Source organism: Sphingomonas parva (ex Maeng et al. 2020) (assembly GCF_004564275.1).
GTDB lineage: Bacteria > Pseudomonadota > Alphaproteobacteria > Sphingomonadales > Sphingomonadaceae > Allosphingosinicella > Allosphingosinicella parva.
In genome coordinates this window covers 54,978-72,192 of sequence record NZ_SPDV01000014.1, presented here as the reverse complement: position 1 = coordinate 72,192, position 17,215 = coordinate 54,978, and the positions used below count along the sequence as shown (strand labels likewise).

The following is a 17,215-nucleotide window of genomic DNA, read 5'->3' as shown; positions in this document are numbered from 1 at the left end:
GTTCCGGGTACGAACCTATCGCGCGAAACGGTTCCTGCGCAGCGGACACTTCAGGAAAATTCGGCACATTCGCCTTGCCCGCCGCCACCAGCCCGGCGGGTCCACCCGCGCTGATCAGCCCCGCACGTAATCCCGCGACTGGACGATCATGATCCGGTCGCCGACGACCAGCCACTCGATGTCCTGGGGCCGGCTCCCGAATGCGCGCTGAATCGCGCCGCCGATCGTGCCCAAGCGGCGGACGAGATCGTCCGAGAGCACGGCGCGGTTGGGATCGATGCGCACCTCCTCCACTCCTCCGCCGGGCGCGAAATGGAGCATGACGTCGTCCTGCGAGCGGGTGAGTACCTGGATCGAGTCCAACTCCGGGCGATATATCAATTGCTCGGCGATCTTCCTGCCCTCGACGACCCGGATGCCGATGCCGCGCTTGGCGGCGATGAAGATGCGCCGCTCGTCCGCCTGCTCGTCGAAAGGATCGATGGTCGTCATGACGCCGGCCGCATCCGCATCGATCCCGGCCTGCATGAGGACGGCGGCGCGGACGGCGAGATGGTCGATCCCGGCGCGCTCACGCGCGGCGAAGGCGCGCTCGTTCCACAGCGAGCCCCACACCGTCTTCACCGCCGCCGCCAGCGCCGCCTCCTCGACGACGTTCGGTACGGTATCGTAGAGGCCGGCGCCGTTGAAGCCGGGCAGGTCTTCGGCATTGGTCGAGGAACGGACGAACAGCGCCTTGTCCCCGAGCAGCGCCCGCCGGCGGGCGACGATCGCATCGAGGTCACCGGGCGGGATGGTGCCGGCGGCGAAGCGCGCGCGCAGCGCCGCCAGCGCGTCGCGGCGCCAGGCCGGATCGTTGCGCCGTCCGTCGCGGGTAATCGCCTCGATCGCCGGCGCGAGACCGTTGGCGACGACGAAGCGCTCGTAGAAGGCGAAGGGGATGCTGAAGCCGGGCGGCACGACGAAATCGAGCTCGGAGCGCTTCATCGCGAGACGGGCAACCTCGCCGAGGTTCGCCGCCTTCGCGCCGGTGCGCGACGCCCAGCCGCTGTCCTGCTCCGCCAGCGCGGGCAGGCCCGAGTATGTGAGATCGGCCCGCGGGGCGCGGATCCGGCGCACCGCGCGCGATTGCTCGGCGGCCCGCACCTCGGCCGCAGTCGCGGGGCGCAAGGTCACGCTCGCCCCGCGCGTATCCAGCACGACCTGCTTTCCGGCGAGACCTGCCCAGAGTCGATCGGCCTCGGCGCGATAGGCATTGGGGATGCCCCAGGTCTTGGCAAGCAGGCTGACGTGGTTGATCGGCGTCGTAAAAGTCGAGGAGAGGATGCCGGCGACCGGGGGAAGGCGGATCGGCATCGCCTTCAACAGCGCGATGTCGCCCGGCAGCAGATCGTCCTCCGCGCCGTCCGCAACCAGCACCAGCCGCCCGACGGCGCGCCCGCGGTTCAGCACCAGTTGCTCGCGCGCGCCATAGGCCTCGTCGATGCCTATCACCGGCAGGCCGGCTGCGCGGGCAGCTTCCAGCTGCTGGGTCGAATTGGGCTTGAAGGTGAGCGGCGCGTGGAAGCCGGCCTGGAGCGTCGCCATCATCGCTGCGAGCAGCTCCGGCTCGACCTTGTCGCCTTCCCACATCTCGACGCCGTAGCGGGCGATCAGTGGGTAGCGCACCACCGCGCCGAGGACGAAGCGCCGGTCAGGTTTCGAGTAATTGGCGTCGATGAAGGCGTCGGCATCGGCGAGCGTCAGGTAGCGCGCCTGCAGATAGGAGAAATGGTAGAGATAGCGCTTGGTATCGATCCAGTGGATCCGCGGCGGCGCCTTGCTGCGATCGATCGCGAACATCACCCGCGGCGCGCCGAGGAAGCGTCCTCCGGTCTCGGTGCGCGCCTTCCGGTTGAAATCGGCCTCGTTGGAGATCCGCTCGTCTCCGGCCTGCTCGCGCGCGCTGTCTTGCGAGCGCGCCATGGCCGGTGTGGTGAAGGCGAGAACCGCCAGTACGAGCCGCAGAAACCCGGTCATCGCGCGCGCCCCCTGCGCCGGCCTACCGTGGCGGCGGTCCGCCGCATCATCCCGCGAAACGCTGCGCACTGCAACGTCGCCGCCTCAGCCGGCGGTGCGCGCCGTGTCAGGCCGGATCAGGGGAAGGCTATCGCCGGCAGCCGTCTCAATGGGCGAAGGCGGGGGTACGCTGCGACGGCACGGGGGCTGGCGCGAGGCTCGCCTGGGCCTCGGCGATCGAGGCGGCGGCATCCGCGCTCTGCTCGGCGCCGAACGCGTCGTAGATCATGCGCGCGGCGGTCGCGATCACCGCCGGGCGGTTCTCGCCGCCGCGAGCGAAGAAGGCGACGGCGATCCGGCGGCCGGTCGGCGTGGTGAGGAAGCCGACATCGCCGGTATATCCGCTGAGCGTACCGGTCTTGTGCTCGACCGTGGCGCCCGGCGGAAGGATGCCGCGGATGCGGTTGGAGCCGGTGCGGCAGCGCCGCATCATGTCGAGCAGGATCGAGCGGCTCTGCGGAGTCAGCGCGGTGCCGCTGTCGAGCAGGCGAAGCAGGCCGAGCATCGCCGTCGGCGTGCTCGAATCCCGCACGTCGCGCAGGTCGCGGCGCGCGCTGAGCAACTGGGCGATGGTCCGGTCGACCCGGATCCCGGTCAGGCCGTGGCCGCGCAGCCACTGGTCGACCGAGGCCGGCCCGCCCAGCGCGCCGATCAGCAGGTCGGTCGCGCGATTGTCGCTGCGCGTGATCATCGCGTCCATCAGCGCGCGGGCGGTCGTGCCGGCAATCGGATCGTCGAGGGTCCGGCGGCCGGCGTCGACATCGGTGAGATAGGCGGCGGCGACGGCGATCTTCATCGTGCTCGCCATCGGGAACGGCTCGTTGCCGTTGAAGCTGACGGTGCGGCCGGTGGACAGATCCATCGCGGCGATGCCGAACTCTCCCGGATTCTCGCTCGCCATCGAGCCGAGCCGCTGCTCGAGCACCTGCAGCTTCGGCGAGACCTGGCCGACGGCCGGCTGCGCCAGCAGGGCCGCAAAGGGGAGAAGCAACCAAGAGAACCGCATTCGCACGCTCCGATCAGACCTGCGCACCAGGATCCGGTGCGCCACACTCCAATGTAGAGCAGCTTACATGCCTCTTCCTTGCAGGACGCTGCCAGGATCCGCTGCCGGTCGCGCGGGATTCACGGTTCGTCCTGTTTTCGGCCGGACGAACCGAAACTCGGCCCTCGACCGCGGGATGCCGCCGCAGCTCAGCCGGCTTGATGCCGCCGCTTGAGCACGGCGATTACGTCCTCCCAGCCATAGCCGCGCGCCTCCATCAGAACAGTCAGGTGATAGAGGAGATCCGCCGTCTCCTCGACGCACCCGGCAGCGTCGCGAGTCACCCCGGCGAGCGCGACCTCGACCCCTTCCTCGCCGACCTTCTGGGCGATCTTCGCCGGCCCTTCGGCGAGCAGCCGGCGGGTGTAGCTGGTCTCGTCGCCCGAGGCGGCCCGATCCCGCACGATTGCGGCGAGCTCGGCGAGCCAGGCTGGGCCGTTCTCGTCGCCGCCGAAGCAGCTGGTCGTGCCGAGATGGCAGGTGGGACCTTCCGGCGCCGCGCGCACGAGCAGGGCGTCTCCGTCGCAATCCTCGTGGACCGAGCGCACGGCCAGCCGGTTGCCGCTGGTCTCGCCCTTCATCCACAGCCGGCCTTTCGAGCGGCTGTAGAAGGTGGCGAAGCCGGAGGAGAGGGTTGCGGCGAGCGCATCCCGGTCCATGTAGCCGAGCATCAGCAGCCGCCCGGTCGCGGCATCCTGCACCGCGGCCGGCAGCAGGCCGTCCATCTTGTCCCAGGCGAGGGAGGAGGCATCCGCCTCGGTCAGCGGCGCATTTCGATCCCGCATGCGGCGAGATACTCCTTGAGATCGGGAATGGGGATGAGGCGATCGTGGAAGACGGTCGCGGCCAGGGCGCCGCTCGCACCGGCTTCGACGAAGGCGTCGCGGAAATGCTCGGGTGCACCTGCGCCGCCCGAGGCGATCACGGGCACGCTCGCGGTTTGGACGACGGCCCTGGTATGGGCGAGATCGTAGCCGGTGCGCACCCCGTCGCGGCGCATGCAGTTGAGCACCACCTCGCCGACGCCGCGATCCGTGGCTTCCTTGACCCAGTCGAGGGTGCGACGGCCGGTGTCTCGCGTGGCGTCGGGCGATCCCGTATATTGCTTCACCCAATAGTCTCCGTCGGCCTCGAAGCTGTCGACCCCGAGCACGACGCACTGGCTGCCGAAATCGCGGGCGAGCTCCTCGATCAGGGCGGGGCGCTCGAGCGCCGGCGAGTTGATCGAGACCTTGTCGGCGCCCGCGTCGAGGCATGCGGCCGCCTGGTCGCGGGTCCGCACCCCGCCGGCGACGGCAAACGGAATGTCGATCACCCGGGCGATCCGCCGCACCCACTCGGGATCGAGGCTGCGCCGCTCCGCACTGGCCGCGATATCGTAGAAGACGAGCTCGTCCGCGCCTTCTTCGCGGTAGCGCATCGCGCTCTCGACGATGTCGCCGACGTCGCGATGGTCGCGGAACTGGATGCCCTTGACCACCCGTCCGTCCTTGACGTCGAGGCAGGGGATGATCCTACGCGCGGGCAAGGGCGACCGCCTCCTCGAGCCGGATGCGGCCCTCCCAGAGCGCCTTGCCGATGATCGCGCCGTCGGTGGTGAGGCGCTCCAGGTCGTCGAGCGAGGAGACTCCGCCCGATGCCTGGATCGCCAGATGCGGCAGCCGCGCACCTGCCTCCTCGAGCACTTCGAAATTGGGCCCTGCGAGCATGCCGTCGCGCCCGATGTCAGTGAGGAGCAGGTGGCGCGCGTCGGGATAGAGTGCGGCGACGTCCCACAGCGAGCGGCCGCTGTCCTCAGTCCAGCCCGCGGTGGCGACGAACGGCGTACCCTCGACGATCCGGACGTCGAGCGAAAGCGTGATGCGGTCGCCGCCGAACTCGTCCAGGAATCCACGAACCAGATCGGGCTGCTTGACGGCGAGGCTGCCGATCACGACCCGGCCCACGCCCGCCTCAAACATCCGCGCGATCTGCTCGCGGGTGCGGAAGCCGCCGGCGACCTGCAGGCGGAGCGGCGCCGTCTCGGCGAGCGCGGCGAGGAGATCGTGCTGGACGGGCGTGCCGGCGCGCGCTCCGTCGAGATCGACGATGTGCGCCCAGGTCGCGCCCGCCGCAGCAAAGCGGGCCAGCGCCTCGATCGGATCGGCCGGGTAGGTGGTGGCGTCGTCGAAGCGGCCCTGAGCGAGCCGGACGACCTTGCCGCCCATCAGGTCCATGGCGGGGTAGAGGATCATGCGTCGAGGAAGCTTTCGAGGAAGCGCGCGCCGGCCTCGCCGGAGCGCTCGGGGTGGAACTGGGCGCCGAGGAAATTGCCCGCGCGGACGGCGGCCGGAATCTCGCGGCCGTAATCGGCGCTGGCGACCGTCGCCGCGCCCTCGTCACAGGCGAAACTGTGGGCGAAATAGACATAGTCTCCGGAGCGGAGGCCGATCTCCTCGTCCCGCACCTGAAGCCGGCTCCAGCCCATGTGCGGCACCGGCCGCCCCGGGGCGGGATCGAGCCTGCGCACCGCGCCCGGAATGATGCCGAGGCAGGCGGTGTCCTCCTCCTCGCTATGCTCGAACAGGATCTGCATGCCGAGGCAGATGCCGAGCACCGGCTGGCGCAGGGCACGGAGGACCGGCGCCAGGCCGCGCCTGGCGATCTCGCCCATCGCATAGCCGGCCGCGCCCACTCCGGGGAGGATGACCTTGTCGGCCGTCGAAATCGCCTCGCCATCGCCGGTGATCCGGGGCGAGAGTCCGAAGCGCTCGAAGGCGATTCCCACCGAGCCGATGTTGCCGCAGCCGACGTCGACGATGACGAGGTTCACAGGACCCCCTTGGTGCTGGGCATCGCGTCGCGATCGCCTTCGCGGGCGACGGCCTGGCGAAGCGCACGGCCGAACGCCTTGAAGCATGCCTCGGTCTTGTGATGGTCGTTCTCGCCCTCGACCCGGACGTGGATCGCCGCGCCGAGGCTGTCGGCGAGCGAGCGGAAGACGTGGCGCGTCATCTCGGTCGGATAGGCGCCGATGTGGCTGGCCTCGAACTCTCCCTCGAACACCGTGTAGGGCCGCCCCGAGAGGTCGATCAGCACGTGCGCCTCGGTCTCGTCCATCGGCAGCGAGAAGCCGAAGCGACCAATGCCGCGCCGGTCGGCCAGCGCGCGCGACAGCGCCGTGCCGAAGGCGATCGCGCAATCCTCGATGCTGTGGTGGCCGTCGATGTCGAGATCTCCGTCGCAGGAGAGGACGAGGCTGAAGCCGGCGTGGGCGGCGACCTGATCGAGCATGTGGTCGTAGAATGGGATCCCCGTCTCGATCTGCCGCGGAGCCGAACGATCGAGATCGACCGCGACCGCGATCTTCGTCTCCTTGGTGTCGCGCACGACCTCGGCGCGGCGAGCGGGCGCGTCGCTGGACGTGACTCCGAACGCGGCGAGCGCCGCTTCGTTCTCGGCGTCGGTGCCGATCGTCAGGCGGACGCCGCCCGGCGCGGCGTTGGGGCGGAAGCGGACGCGGATGCCGAGCCCGTTCAGCTTCCTGGCGAGGCCGGCCGGATCGTCGACCTCGAGGAACAGGAAGTTGCCGCCGCCGCTGCGCACCGTCTCAACGATCGGCGATCCGGCGAACAGGCCGGCGAGCCGCTCGCGATCGGCCTTGATCCGGGCGATGCGCTCGAGATGAATCGGACGGCGGGACGGGGCGAGAGCGGCGAGCGCGGCCTCGATCGACAGGGTCGGCAAAGGGTAAGGCGGCAGCGCCCGGGCGGCGATGGCGATCGTCTCGCCCGGGCCGAGCAGGGCGCCGACCCGGGCGCCGGCGAGACCATAGGCCTTGGACAGCGTCTTCAGCACTACCAAATTCGGCCGCCGCGTCGCTTCCTCGGCCAGGCTCGGCGTCTCCGAGAATTCGAGATAGGCCTCGTCGAGGACGATCATCGTCTCCGGCAGCGCGTCGGCGACCCGAAGGACGTCGGCCGGATCGACGGGATTGCCGGTCGGGTTGTTCGGCGAGCAGAGGAAAGCGAGCTTGAGCGACCGCTCACCCCGCACGGTCTCGATGAAAGCGTCGGCATCGAAGTCGAAATTGGCGTCGAGCTTCGCGTCGATCACGCGCGCGCCCTGCAGCTGCGCGAAATGCGCATAGGCCGAGAAAGTGGGCGTGCAGATCGAGATCGCATCCTCGGGTCCGCGGCAGAAGGTGCGGACCAGGATGTCGATCGCATCGTCGGCGCCGCGCGTGACGATCAGATTCTCGGGACCGACGCCGTACAGCGCCGCCATCGCCTGCTTGAGCCGCATCGGCTGCGGCTCGGGGTAGCGGTTGAGTCCCTTGGCGAGCGCGCCCTCGCTGAGCGGCCCATAGGGATTTTCGTTGGCATCCAGCTTGATCGCGTCGGGCCCGAATGCGTCATTCGCTGCGGCCGCGATGTCGAAGGCGGGGAGGGCGAGGATCTCCGGACGTGCGAGACGGGCCGCAAGACCGGAACCAACGCCTCGGCCCTCCGGCAGACGCGTGGGCGGCGTAGTGCCCGCGCCCAGCCGAGCGTCCGCCGCGCGTGCGTGTGCCTCGAGCCCCTCGAGCCGGGCCAGCGCCGCGGCCGGCGCCGCGATCCGGGCGGCTGCTTCCGGCGTCACGGTCTGGACGCTCATCGCCTTGAGGAATGTGTAGACGGAGACGCCGCTCCAGGCGCGAGCGGCGCCGTCGGTGGGGAGGACGTGGCTCGAGCCGGCGAGATAATCGCCGAACGTCTCGGCCGCGAGCGGCCCGGCGAAGACGGCGCCGGCGTTGCGGATCGCTCCGACCAGGGCTGCGGGCTCGGCGACGGCCAGCGAGAGATGCTCGGGCGCGTAGAGGTTGGCGACCTCCGCCGCCTCGCCGAGATCGGCCGTGCGCAGGATGCGCGCATGAGCAAGCGACGCCTGGGCGATGGTTGCGCGCGGCAGCGCGGCGGCGCGGCCCTGGAGCTCCCGCTCGATCCGGCCGATCAGGTCCTGCGACGGGGTCGCCAGAAGAACCTGCGCCGAGGGATCATGCTCCGCCTGGCTGAGCAGGTCGGCGGCGACGAGGCCGACGTCGGCGGTCTCGTCGGCGATCACCATCAGCTCGCTCGGTCCGGCGGGCATGTCGATCGCGACTCCACCCGGGAGCGACGCGACGTAATTCTTGGCCTCCGCGACCCAGGCATTGCCGGGTCCGCAGATCTTCGCGACGGCAGGGATGTCGCCGGCGCCGAAGGCGAGAGCGGCGATCGCCTGGGCGCCGCCCACGGTCCAAAGGGCGTCGATGCCGCAGAGCTCGGCGGCGAGCGCGATCACCGGATCGAGCCCGCCTTCCGGGCGAGGCGGCGTGACCGCGACGATCTCGCGCACCCCCGCCGCTTTCGCAGGCAGCGCCAGCATCAGCAGGGTCGAGAAGAGCGGGGTCTTGCCGCCCGGAATGTAGAGGCCGACCCGATCGATCGATCGCCAGACCTTGCGAACGCTGAGGCCGGGGACGGTCTCCACCTCATGCTCGGCAGGGAGGCTGCCCCGGTGGAAGGCCTCGACGTTGCGGACGGCGAGGGCGATTGCCTGGGTCTGCTCGGGTGCGAGGCTGCGGCGCGCCTCGGCGGCGATCGGCGCCACGGGCACGCGCCGCGGCGCCTCGCCGTCGAGCCGCGTTGCCTGGGCGACGAGCGCGTCCCAGCCGCCGGTGCGAACATCGTCGACGATCGCGCGTACCGCCGCCTGCAGCGCGGGATCGCTGCGCTGCTCGGGGCGCGCGAGAGCCGTCTTGCGGGCGTCGGCGTCGAGACTGGTCCAGTCGAGAAATTTCACAGCATCATCTTTTCGATCGGGAGGACGAGGATCGCGGACGCGCCGGCGTCCTTCAGCTTCTGGAGGGTCTCCCAGAAGACCGATTCCTGACAGACGGCATGGACGGCGAAATGACCCGGACGCTGGTGCAGCGGCAGGATGGTCGGCGCCTCGGCGCCGGGCAGGATCGCGGTGATCTCGCGCAGCGCCTCGCTCGGCGCATTGAGCATGATGTATTTCGATTCCTTGGTGGCGAGCACGCCTTCGATGCGGCTCATCAGCTTGCCGCCCTGATCGATCTTCGCCGGCGCCATCGGCTTCCTCGTGCGGATCAGCACTGCCTCGCTCTCGAACACCGTCTCCACCGCCCTCAGGCCGTTCGCCTCGAGCGTTGCGCCGGTCGAGACGAGATCGCAGATGAAGCCGGCGATCTGCAGGCGCGGCGCGAGCTCGACGGCGCCGTTCATCTTCACCACCGTCGCCTGGATGCGATTGTCGTCCAGGAAGCGCTGGACGATACAGGGATAGGAGGTCGCGATCCGACCGCCCTGCAGCGACTGCGGACCTTCGTAGATCGCATTCTCGGGCGCCGCGATCTTGAGCGCGCAGCGACCGAAGCCGAGCTGGGCGACGATCTCGATCCGCGGCTCGGCCTCGCCGAGGGTGAATTCACGAAGCACGTTCTCGCCGACGATCCCGAACTCGCAAACGCCGTCGCTGACGAAGGTCGGAATGTCGTCGTCCCGCACGAACATCAGGTCGGCGGGGACATTGTCCACCCGGGCGGTGAGATCGTTCTTGCCGTTCTGGATGCGCAGGCCCGCATCGCGGAGCAGGCCGCGGCTGTAGTCGGAGAGGCGGCCCGACTTCTGGATGGCGATGTGCAGGCGGGTCTCGTCAACGAGCATTTTCGGTTCCAAGCATATCGATGGCGCGGCGGTAGCCCTGGTTCGGCTCCTGGCGCAGGAAACGGGCGACGCGCACGATGGTTGTCGTGCTCACCCCGGTTGCCTCGTGAATGTCGCGATAGGAGAGGTCGGAGCCGTCGAGCAGCCGTGCGACGTGCCAGCGCTCGGCCAACGTCCTGATCTCCGACGGCGTGCACAGATCGGTGAGCAGCCGCGCCATTTCCTCGCGGTTGCGCGGGGTGAGCAGCGCCGCGCAGAGGTCGTCGGTAAGCGCCTGTGCGTCACGTGTCACATCGATTGGGCGAGGGGCGGGAGCGTCCATCTTGTTCCAACGTGTTAATACAATGGAACGCCGAAATAGGGTCATGGGGCGGAGTTGGCAAGGGCGCGTTTGGCCACTCGCCTCCTCACCGATCGAGAGGCGGTGCCAGAAAGACCAGAGCTGAAGAACGAATGGAGGGGGACGGGACGCCCGCTCAGCGGCCCGCGACCTGCTCCAGCGCCTGGGTCAAATCCTTGTTGACCCGGCGCTGCCGGACGATCGAGGCGGCGAGAAGGACATTGAGCGCGGTCGCTTCGAAGAGAAAGAACCACCCCGGGCTGCCGAGCGCCATGCTGGCGCCGAGAAACAGCGTTCTGAGATTGGCGCCGAGCGGGACCTGCCAGGCAAGCGCGCGGCGGCCGACCTGGCGGGAGACCGATCGCGCCTGTTCGCGCGTCGCCGGCGCGGCCTCGAGGCGCTCGACCAGCGCGTCGGCCTGCGCGCTGCGCGGGATCAGCAGGCCGGCGAGGCCGACGTAGACCGCCGCCACCGGCGCGAGCAGGATCGCGGCGACGCTGCGCCTCGCTGCGACGCCGGATTTCGACTGGCGCAGCCATGGCACGCCGTACGCGCGCCACAGATAGGTACGCCGGACGCTCTCGATGTGATTGGCCTGGAGGATGCGCGAGGCGGCGGCGAAAGCGGCCGCCCACCAGGCCCAACCGCCGGCGTGGAAGGCGAGCGCGGTATAGAGGATGATGTGTCCGACGTAGTCGCACAGGCCGTCGATCATCTCGCCCACGGGCGAGCTCTTGCCGGTCAGGCGGGCAAGGTCTCCGTCGGCGCCGTCGATCACGTGCCAGAGGACGTGGAAGAAGAGGCCGAGGGCGATGCCGAGCGGCCCCTCGACCAGCGTGTAGCAGGCGGTCGCGGCGACGATCGAGAGGCCGCTGGTGATCGAGATCATGTTGGGGGTCACCGGCGTGTGCTGCAGCGCCAGCGCAATCCGCCGCGACAGCGGATGGTAGATCGAGCGGTTCAGCCAGTCCTCGAGCTCCACCGGCCGCGCCTTCAACACCCCTTCGCTCCTGCGCTCGCTTGCGCTCACCTGCACCCCGCTCGTCATCACGCTCGTCTTTTCCCCTCGTCTCGGCTGCGTCCTTCGTTCTAAAGGCGCGTGATGAAAAGCAAAAACAAATCGGTGCGCGCATGAAGTGCCTGATCATCGCCGCGGGGCAGGGGACGCGGCTGCGCGCGATGGCGTCGTCCAAGCCGCTGGCGGAAGTCGCCGGCGCACCGCTGATCGAGCATGTCGTTCGTCTCGCGGCGGCTGCCGGCGCAACGGATTTCGTCGTTGCCACCGGCTACCAGGCCGAGCGGGTCGAGGCGTTCCTCCAGGATCTTGCCGGGAGGACCGGCCTGGCGATTGCTTGCGCTCGCAATCCCGATTGGGATCGGCCGAACGGCCTCTCGGTGCTGAGCGCCGCCGAGCGACTGGGCGGCGATCGCTTCGTCCTGCTGATGTCCGATCATCTGTTCGATCCGCAGATCCTGCGCGATCTCATCGCCGCGGCGCGGCCCGACGCAGCCCTGACGCTTGCAGTGGACCGGCGGGTCGACCGCGAGGACCTCGACCTCGATGACGCCACCAAGGTCGCACTCGGCCCTGACGCGCGGATCGCCGCGATCGGCAAGACGCTGCCGGCCTATGACGTGGTCGACACCGGCCTGTTCCTTGCGGGCCCGGAGCTCCTCGCCGCGCTCGACGAAGCGATGTCGGAAGGCGGCAGCGGGTCGCTGTCGGAAGGCGTCCAGCGCCTCGCGGCTGCGGGGCAGGCGTTCACCCACGACATTGGCGACGGCTGGTGGGTCGACGTCGATGACGAGCCGGCCTTTCGTCGCGCCGAGCGAGAGCTTCCCGATCGTCTCGCTGCGGCCGAGCTGCGCTAGGCCCAGCCGCGCCGCGCGCTCGGCTCGTCGTATCCGCCGCCGCGCCGGCTCGCGCCGCGGGCGCAAAGCCATTAGATTCCGCTGCCGAGGAGGAGCTCATGGGGACGGCGAAAGCGACGGAAGAGGCGCAATTCGAGCCGGCCGACATCCTGCGCGCGCTCTACGGCGATGGCATCACCGCTCTCAAGGGTGCATTCTCACGCGGATGGACCCAGCGCATGCGCGAGGATATCGAAATCCTGTTCGCCGAGGCGCGGGCGGTCCCCGGCGGCGCGCTGCCGCGCGGTCCGCAGCGCTGGTACGTCGAGGTCCATCCCGAGCGGATCCGCGGCTTCGTCGACATCGCCACCCATCCCTGGTTCGTCGCAGTGTGCGAGGCGGTGCTGGGCCCCGATTATCGGATCGTCGAGATCGGCTTCGACATTCCCTTCCCGGGCGCCGCCGATCAGCCCTGGCATCGCGACTTCGCCGTGCCCGAAGCCACCACCCGCGGCCGGCGGCTGAACTCGCTGGCCTTCAACCTCACCGCAGTCGACACCGTGGTCGAGATGGGGCCGTTCGAAGTGGCACCGGGCACCCAGTGGGACCAGTTCGAAGGCTGCGCCAAGGGCATGTTCCCGCCTCGCGCGCTCTGGTCTCGCTACATCGCGCGGGCGCAGCAGAAAATGCCGCAGATGGGCGACATGTCGGTCCGCTCGGCGCTCACCATCCACCGCGGCACGGCGAACCGCTCCGATCAGCCCCGGCCCGTGCTCGTCGTCGGCGTCGATGCCCCCGACGCGACCAATTCCCTCCACCACGATCTGCAGGTGACCCGCAGCTATCTTGACTCGCTGCCGCCGCAGGTGCGCGACCACCTCACCTGCCGCGTCGTCGAGCGGCTGGAGACGGTGGTGCAGCACCACGTCATCGAGGGGCTGCTCGAGCCGGCCTATTGAGGGGGGTGGGGCGCGCCTCCGCATCCCAGTTCGTCACGCCGGCTTGACCCCAACTCGTCACCCCGGCGAAGCCGGGGTCTCAGGTCAGAAGGGTGTTGCCCATTGGGCAGACGCTGCCGAAGTTCCCATTGGCGCGCCCATTGAGGCTTGCGCCCTCAGCTCGCTGAGATCCCGGCCTTCGCCGGGTGACGGTCTCGGGTTTAGCTCTTCGTGATCACGTCCACCCGCATCGCCAGCGACATGGTCTCACCGGGATCGAGCACGCGCATACCCAGTTCCGGCCATTCGGTCTCGGGTGCGTTCAGCGCAGCATTGGCGTGGCTGACCGGCTCGGCGACGAACAGGCCGCCCTGCTCCGGCGAATAAACCTGGAAGAACTTCGCATCCGGCGACGAGATTTCGATCCGGAAGGGGAGGCTCGGATCGTCAATCCGCGCAAGCCCGTTCCATCCTCCGAAGCCGTGGTCGAGACCTTGACCGCAGACGAGGCGGTTGCGCAGGTCGTACCGGCCGTCGGCGGCAATGCGCTCGATCGGAAGCACCTTGTCGTCGATCGTCCAGACACTCTCCACCCTTGTGTCGAGCCGCGTCTCGCCGGTGCAGGGCATATAGGGATGATGCCCGAGACCGCAGGGCATCGGCTCGTCCGACCGGTTGGTGCAGCTCAGGGTCATCGTCAGCCCTTGGGGATCGAGCGCGAAGCTCTGCCGCGCCTCGTAAGCCCAGGGCCATTCCCCAGGCGCATGACGAAAGACGAGCTCGGCCTCGGTGCCGGTCAGGCTCTCGACCTCCCATGCCGATGTCCAGCCCTGGCCGTGAAGCGGGCTGGGATCGCCCGGAAGGTTGGTGCTGAGCCGCACCTCCCGGCCGCGGAAGCTGAAGCGGCCGTCGCGGACCCGGTTGACGAACGGCACCAGCGGGAAGTTCGCATGGTCGAGAATGGACGGATCGTTACCGTCAACACCGCGAAATACCGGAGTTTTCGCGCCCCCGCCGGCGGCGTAATCGAAGCGTGCGATGCTGCCTCCCCGTGCGGGTGTCAGCACCAGCAGGAGCGGGCCGGAGGAGAGTGTCGGTTGGGCGTCTGGAGTGGTCATCATGTCTGCTCGCTAACGACGGCGTTCAGCCGATTGCAACTCTCTTGTGGATAAATGCAGGGTTAGCCTTGCGGGCGGATTCTCCGCGGAGGTATTTCAACCCCGGGGAGAGATACCGGGAGGGGTTTGGGTCATGAGTAAGCTTGTCAAAGACTATATTGAAGTTTCGGATCAAGGGTCGCTCGACGCGCTGATCGAACGACTTGTCGAGGTGCGGGATTCTCTCTCGAACAACGGCGAGGTGCAGGTCCGCATGCGCGGTGACGACGTGTTCGGCCGTCATCTGAGCATCAGCTTCATGCGTCCGCAGACCGCCGCCGAGGCGGAGTGCGACGCCCGTTACGCCGACGCCTACCGGGAATCGCGCGAGCGCGAGCTCAGCCAGCTGCAGGACGAGCTCGGCTTCTGCTCGCTTCCGCAGCGTCCGGCGCGTCAGCTGCGCATCGTCGCCTGATCTGGCGAGGGCCGCTTCAGCCGGGGGGCTGAGGCGGTCATGCCCCGCCGGCCGGCGCTGGCTCACCATTCGGCGAAGCTTCCATCCTTCTGGCGCCAGATCGGGTTGCGCCAGCGGTGGCGGTCCTTGTGCGCCTCGCGCACCGCGGCCTCGTCGATCGTGATCCCGAGGCCCGGCCCCTGCGGGATCGGCAGATAGCCGTCGACCGGCGTCAGCACCTCCTTGTCGCTGAGGAATTCCAGCAGGTCGTGGCCCACATTGTAGTGGATGCCGAGCGACATTTCCTGAATGGCGACATTCGGCGCGTTGGCGGCGAGCTGCAGGCACGCGGCGAGCGCCAGCGGTCCCAGCGGGCAATGTGGCGCGACGGCGACGTCGAACGCCTCGGCCATGGCGGCGATGCGGCGGCACTCGCTGAGGCCGCCGGCATGGCTGAGGTCCGGCTGGATGATGTCGACCGCGCCCTTTTCGAAGAATGGCTTGAAGTCCCAGCGCGAGTAGAGGCGCTCGCCGAGCGCGATCGGGGTCGAGACGAGGGCGCTGATCTGCGCCAGTCCTTCCGGATTCTCGGAGAGCAGCGGCTCCTCGATGAACAGGAGGCCGAGCGGCTCGAGCACATGCGCGAGCTGCTTCGCCATCGGCCGGTGAACGCGTCCGTGAAAATCGAGCCCGACGTCCATGCCCGCTCCCTGCGCGGCCTCGACACGGGCGACCACCTCGTCGAACAGCTTCGGTGTGCCGATCCAGTCGAGCTCGGCGGTCGCGTTCATCTTGATCGCCGAGAAGCCCTGGCTCTTGCGCACCGCGCAGGCCTCGGCGACGTCGTGCGGGCGGTCGCCGCCGATCCAGGCATAAGCGCGGATCCGGTCGCGCACCCGGCCGCCCATCATCTGCCAGGCGGGCAGGCCGAGCGCCTTGCCTTTCAGATCCCAGAGCGCCTGGTCGAGGCCGGAGAGCGCGGACATCATCACCGGCCCGCCGCGATAGAAGCCGCCGCGATAGGCGATCTGCCAAATGTCCTCGATTGCGAAGGGATCGTGGCCGAGGAAGCGGTCCTTCAGCGCCTCGAAGGCGCCGTCGACGGCCTCCGCCCAACCTTCGAGGCTCGCTTCGCCCCAGCCGATCGCGCCGTCGTCGCTCTCGACGCGGACGAAGAGCCAGCGGGGCGGCACGTAGAACGTCTCGATGCGCGCGATCTTCATGCGTCCGTCTCCGGAAGAGCGCCTTCGGTGGCGTGGGTGGGCCAGCGGCGCGCGGCCTCCGCCTGTTGATCCCGGTCGCGCGAATGGCCGGCATGGGCCGGCGAGACGATCGGCACGGTCAGGCAGAGGCTGGACGCGGGCAGTACGTCGCGCCAGTCCTGGATCAGCTTCTTGTAGGCCTTGCCGACGTTACGGATGTTGCGATCGAGATCGTAGAGGCCCAGCGGGTTAACGTTGCCGTTCTGCTCGCGCAGCGCGGTGTCCCAATCGACCTGGTCGGTGAGCGAATACCAGGTGAAGCCCACGGTCGGGATGCCGACGTTGCGGATCCTGAGCACGTTCGCCCATTCCTTCCACAGCCAGTGGACCGCCTCGTCGCCGCTCGGACCTTCCTTGAGGTTGGTCTCGGTATGCATCACAGGCAGATTGTAGCGGTTGTAATATTGGCGGGTGATCTCGCTATAGCCGAACACCTCGCCGCTCGCCTCGGTATGGCCGTCGGCGAACACGCGGTGCTCGTTCGTCCAGTAGTAATCGTTGCCGAGGATGCAGTGCTGCTTCAGCCGCTGGCCGAGGAAAAAATGATATTCCTCCCGCGTCATGCCGCAGTCCATCAGGAACTCGTACATTTCGCTGTCGACCCGCCGCCCATAATTAAGGTCCAGGGTCAGGAAGCGCTTCGAGTTCATCACTTCGGCGGGGCCGATCGCCGCCGGGCTGTCGGCATGGAAATATTCCGAGCTTTCCGACTGGATGAAGATCGCGTCCGGCCGGCGTTTCAGGATCTCGATCATCGCCAGCACGTTCGCCTTGACGATGTGCTTCAGCGCGGTGACGAACGAGCGGTCGTCTGTCGCCTGCTCGTTCCACCATCCGTATTTGGCGGAGAAGACGGCGCAGATGAACATCTCGTTCACCGGCGTGTACAGCTGCACCCAGGGATATCGCTCGGCGAAGGCAGCGGCGTAGCTGGCGAAGAGCTGCGGAAAATCGGGGTTCTGGAAATTGCCGATCCAGTCGGGCACGCCGAAGTGGCAAAGGTCGACGATCGGGATGATGTTGCGGCGCTTCAGATCGGCGAAGGCAAGATCGGCGAACTCCCAGTCGTACAGCCCCGGCGCGCGGTAGGCGCGGTGAAGCGGCGGGCCGAAGCGCAGGAACTGGATGCCGAGTTCCTCGACGCAATCGAAGTCGGTGCGCCAGTGGCGGTAATGGCCGCACACCTCCATCTGATCGACCCGGGTCCGGCCGTTGTTGATCGTCGGGATGCTGTTCTCGATCCCGGTTGCGAACATGAAGTTGGCGATGGATCCCTCCCTTGCCTCGGCTTTGGGGCGCGTCCGCCGGTAATCGGCGCGACGCCGCGGCGCTAGCTCGCGTCGCTCGCTTGCGTCCTAAACAGGACGGCACGAGGGAAAGTTTCATTGCACGTCCGTCGTGCTCGGCACCGGAACGGAGCGAGAAGCCGCCGCCCGCGCTACCGGCTGTCGCCGCGATCTGATAAGAATTGATCGGACGCC

The 17,215-nt window shown here is 68.6% G+C and carries 16 protein-coding genes; 3 read left to right on the top strand and 13 right to left on the bottom strand.

Features of this window, described 5'->3' with window-relative positions; translation table 11 throughout:
- Positions 1-114: 114 nt before the first annotated feature.
- From E2493_RS09160 to E2493_RS09115, 10 genes are all read right to left on the bottom strand, one after another.
- On the bottom strand, positions 115-2,019 hold the full coding sequence (locus E2493_RS09160; RefSeq protein WP_135085968.1) for a PEP/pyruvate-binding domain-containing protein: 1,905 nt from the start codon (positions 2,017-2,019) through the stop codon (positions 115-117).
- A gap of 145 nt (positions 2,020-2,164) precedes the next feature.
- Positions 2,165-3,064 carry a serine hydrolase gene (locus E2493_RS09155; protein WP_135085966.1) on the bottom strand — a complete coding sequence of 300 codons (900 nt, stop codon included), beginning with the start codon at positions 3,062-3,064 and terminating at the stop codon, positions 2,165-2,167.
- A gap of 188 nt (positions 3,065-3,252) precedes the next feature.
- Positions 3,253-3,888, bottom strand: coding sequence for a bifunctional phosphoribosyl-AMP cyclohydrolase/phosphoribosyl-ATP diphosphatase HisIE (hisIE, locus tag E2493_RS09150; protein WP_135085964.1), 636 nt, complete (start codon positions 3,886-3,888; stop codon positions 3,253-3,255).
- Positions 3,864-4,631 carry an imidazole glycerol phosphate synthase subunit HisF gene (hisF, locus tag E2493_RS09145; RefSeq protein WP_135085962.1) on the bottom strand — a complete coding sequence of 256 codons (768 nt, stop codon included), beginning with the start codon at positions 4,629-4,631 and terminating at the stop codon, positions 3,864-3,866. Before hisF ends, hisIE begins: the two co-directional genes overlap by 25 nt.
- Positions 4,618-5,337: a 1-(5-phosphoribosyl)-5-[(5-phosphoribosylamino)methylideneamino]imidazole-4-carboxamide isomerase gene (locus E2493_RS09140; protein WP_135085960.1), complete on the bottom strand. Its 720-nt coding sequence runs from the start codon at positions 5,335-5,337 to the stop codon at positions 4,618-4,620. The genes hisF and E2493_RS09140 overlap by 14 nt, the downstream gene beginning before the upstream one ends.
- The gene (gene hisH, locus E2493_RS09135; protein WP_225421279.1) at positions 5,334-5,915 is read right to left on the bottom strand and encodes an imidazole glycerol phosphate synthase subunit HisH; all 582 of its coding nucleotides are present in this window, start codon (positions 5,913-5,915) and stop codon (positions 5,334-5,336) included. The genes E2493_RS09140 and hisH overlap by 4 nt, the downstream gene beginning before the upstream one ends.
- Entirely contained in the window at positions 5,912-8,905 is a 2,994-nt protein-coding gene (hisD, locus tag E2493_RS09130) for a histidinol dehydrogenase (RefSeq protein ID WP_135085956.1), read from the bottom strand. Before hisD ends, hisH begins: the two co-directional genes overlap by 4 nt.
- The gene (hisG, locus tag E2493_RS09125; RefSeq protein ID WP_135085954.1) at positions 8,902-9,792 is read right to left on the bottom strand and encodes an ATP phosphoribosyltransferase; all 891 of its coding nucleotides are present in this window, start codon (positions 9,790-9,792) and stop codon (positions 8,902-8,904) included. The genes hisD and hisG overlap by 4 nt, the downstream gene beginning before the upstream one ends.
- Positions 9,782-10,084, bottom strand: a complete 303-nt coding sequence (locus E2493_RS09120) for a YerC/YecD family TrpR-related protein (protein WP_225421277.1) — start codon at positions 10,082-10,084, stop codon at positions 9,782-9,784. Before E2493_RS09120 ends, hisG begins: the two co-directional genes overlap by 11 nt.
- A 184-nt stretch (positions 10,085-10,268) precedes the next feature.
- Positions 10,269-11,132 (bottom strand): CDP-alcohol phosphatidyltransferase family protein, encoded by an 864-nt coding sequence (locus E2493_RS09115; protein WP_225421275.1) that lies wholly within the window; start codon positions 11,130-11,132, stop codon positions 10,269-10,271.
- 131 nt (positions 11,133-11,263) lie between these two features.
- Here E2493_RS09115 and E2493_RS09110 point away from each other — a divergent pair, with 131 nt between their 5' ends.
- Positions 11,264-12,004 carry a phosphocholine cytidylyltransferase family protein gene (locus E2493_RS09110; RefSeq protein ID WP_135085948.1) on the top strand — a complete coding sequence of 247 codons (741 nt, stop codon included), beginning with the start codon at positions 11,264-11,266 and terminating at the stop codon, positions 12,002-12,004.
- Positions 12,005-12,102: 98 nt separating this feature from the next.
- Entirely contained in the window at positions 12,103-12,942 is an 840-nt protein-coding gene (locus E2493_RS09105) for a phytanoyl-CoA dioxygenase family protein (protein ID WP_135085946.1), read from the top strand.
- 200 nt (positions 12,943-13,142) lie between these two features.
- On the opposite strand, the gene E2493_RS09100 is transcribed toward E2493_RS09105, so the two are convergent.
- The gene (locus tag E2493_RS09100; protein WP_135085944.1) at positions 13,143-14,042 is read right to left on the bottom strand and encodes an aldose 1-epimerase; all 900 of its coding nucleotides are present in this window, start codon (positions 14,040-14,042) and stop codon (positions 13,143-13,145) included.
- Between the two features lie 130 nt (positions 14,043-14,172).
- Here E2493_RS09100 and E2493_RS09095 point away from each other — a divergent pair, with 130 nt between their 5' ends.
- Complete coding sequence (locus tag E2493_RS09095) at positions 14,173-14,493, top strand: hypothetical protein (protein WP_135085942.1); 321 nt, start codon at positions 14,173-14,175, stop codon at positions 14,491-14,493.
- 62 nt (positions 14,494-14,555) lie between these two features.
- Here E2493_RS09095 and dgoD read toward each other — a convergent pair whose 3' ends face one another.
- Together dgoD and E2493_RS09085 are read right to left on the bottom strand one after the other, a co-directional pair.
- Positions 14,556-15,695, bottom strand: a complete 1,140-nt coding sequence (gene dgoD / locus E2493_RS09090) for a galactonate dehydratase (RefSeq protein WP_135085940.1) — start codon at positions 15,693-15,695, stop codon at positions 14,556-14,558.
- Positions 15,692-16,990: a family 1 glycosylhydrolase gene (locus E2493_RS09085; protein WP_135085939.1), complete on the bottom strand. Its 1,299-nt coding sequence runs from the start codon at positions 16,988-16,990 to the stop codon at positions 15,692-15,694. Before E2493_RS09085 ends, dgoD begins: the two co-directional genes overlap by 4 nt.
- Positions 16,991-17,215 lie beyond the last annotated feature (225 nt).

Excerpts from the sequence above, each read along its gene's own strand:
- E2493_RS09160 (WP_135085968.1), bottom strand. The coding sequence starts at position 2,019 with ATGACCGGGTTTCTGCGGCTCGTACTGGCGGTTCTCGCCTTCACCACA.
- E2493_RS09155 (WP_135085966.1), bottom strand. The coding sequence starts at position 3,064 with ATGCGGTTCTCTTGGTTGCTTCTCCCCTTTGCGGCCCTGCTGGCGCAG.
- hisIE (WP_135085964.1), bottom strand. The coding sequence starts at position 3,888 with ATGCGGGATCGAAATGCGCCGCTGACCGAGGCGGATGCCTCCTCCCTC.
- E2493_RS09140 (WP_135085960.1), bottom strand. The coding sequence starts at position 5,337 with ATGATCCTCTACCCCGCCATGGACCTGATGGGCGGCAAGGTCGTCCGG.
- hisG (WP_135085954.1), bottom strand. The coding sequence starts at position 9,792 with ATGCTCGTTGACGAGACCCGCCTGCACATCGCCATCCAGAAGTCGGGC.
- E2493_RS09110 (WP_135085948.1), top strand. The coding sequence starts at position 11,264 with ATGAAGTGCCTGATCATCGCCGCGGGGCAGGGGACGCGGCTGCGCGCG.
- E2493_RS09105 (WP_135085946.1), top strand. The coding sequence starts at position 12,103 with ATGGGGACGGCGAAAGCGACGGAAGAGGCGCAATTCGAGCCGGCCGAC.
- E2493_RS09100 (WP_135085944.1), bottom strand. The coding sequence starts at position 14,042 with ATGATGACCACTCCAGACGCCCAACCGACACTCTCCTCCGGCCCGCTC.
- E2493_RS09095 (WP_135085942.1), top strand. The coding sequence starts at position 14,173 with ATGAGTAAGCTTGTCAAAGACTATATTGAAGTTTCGGATCAAGGGTCG.
- dgoD (WP_135085940.1), bottom strand. The coding sequence starts at position 15,695 with ATGAAGATCGCGCGCATCGAGACGTTCTACGTGCCGCCCCGCTGGCTC.
- E2493_RS09085 (WP_135085939.1), bottom strand. The coding sequence starts at position 16,990 with ATGTTCGCAACCGGGATCGAGAACAGCATCCCGACGATCAACAACGGC.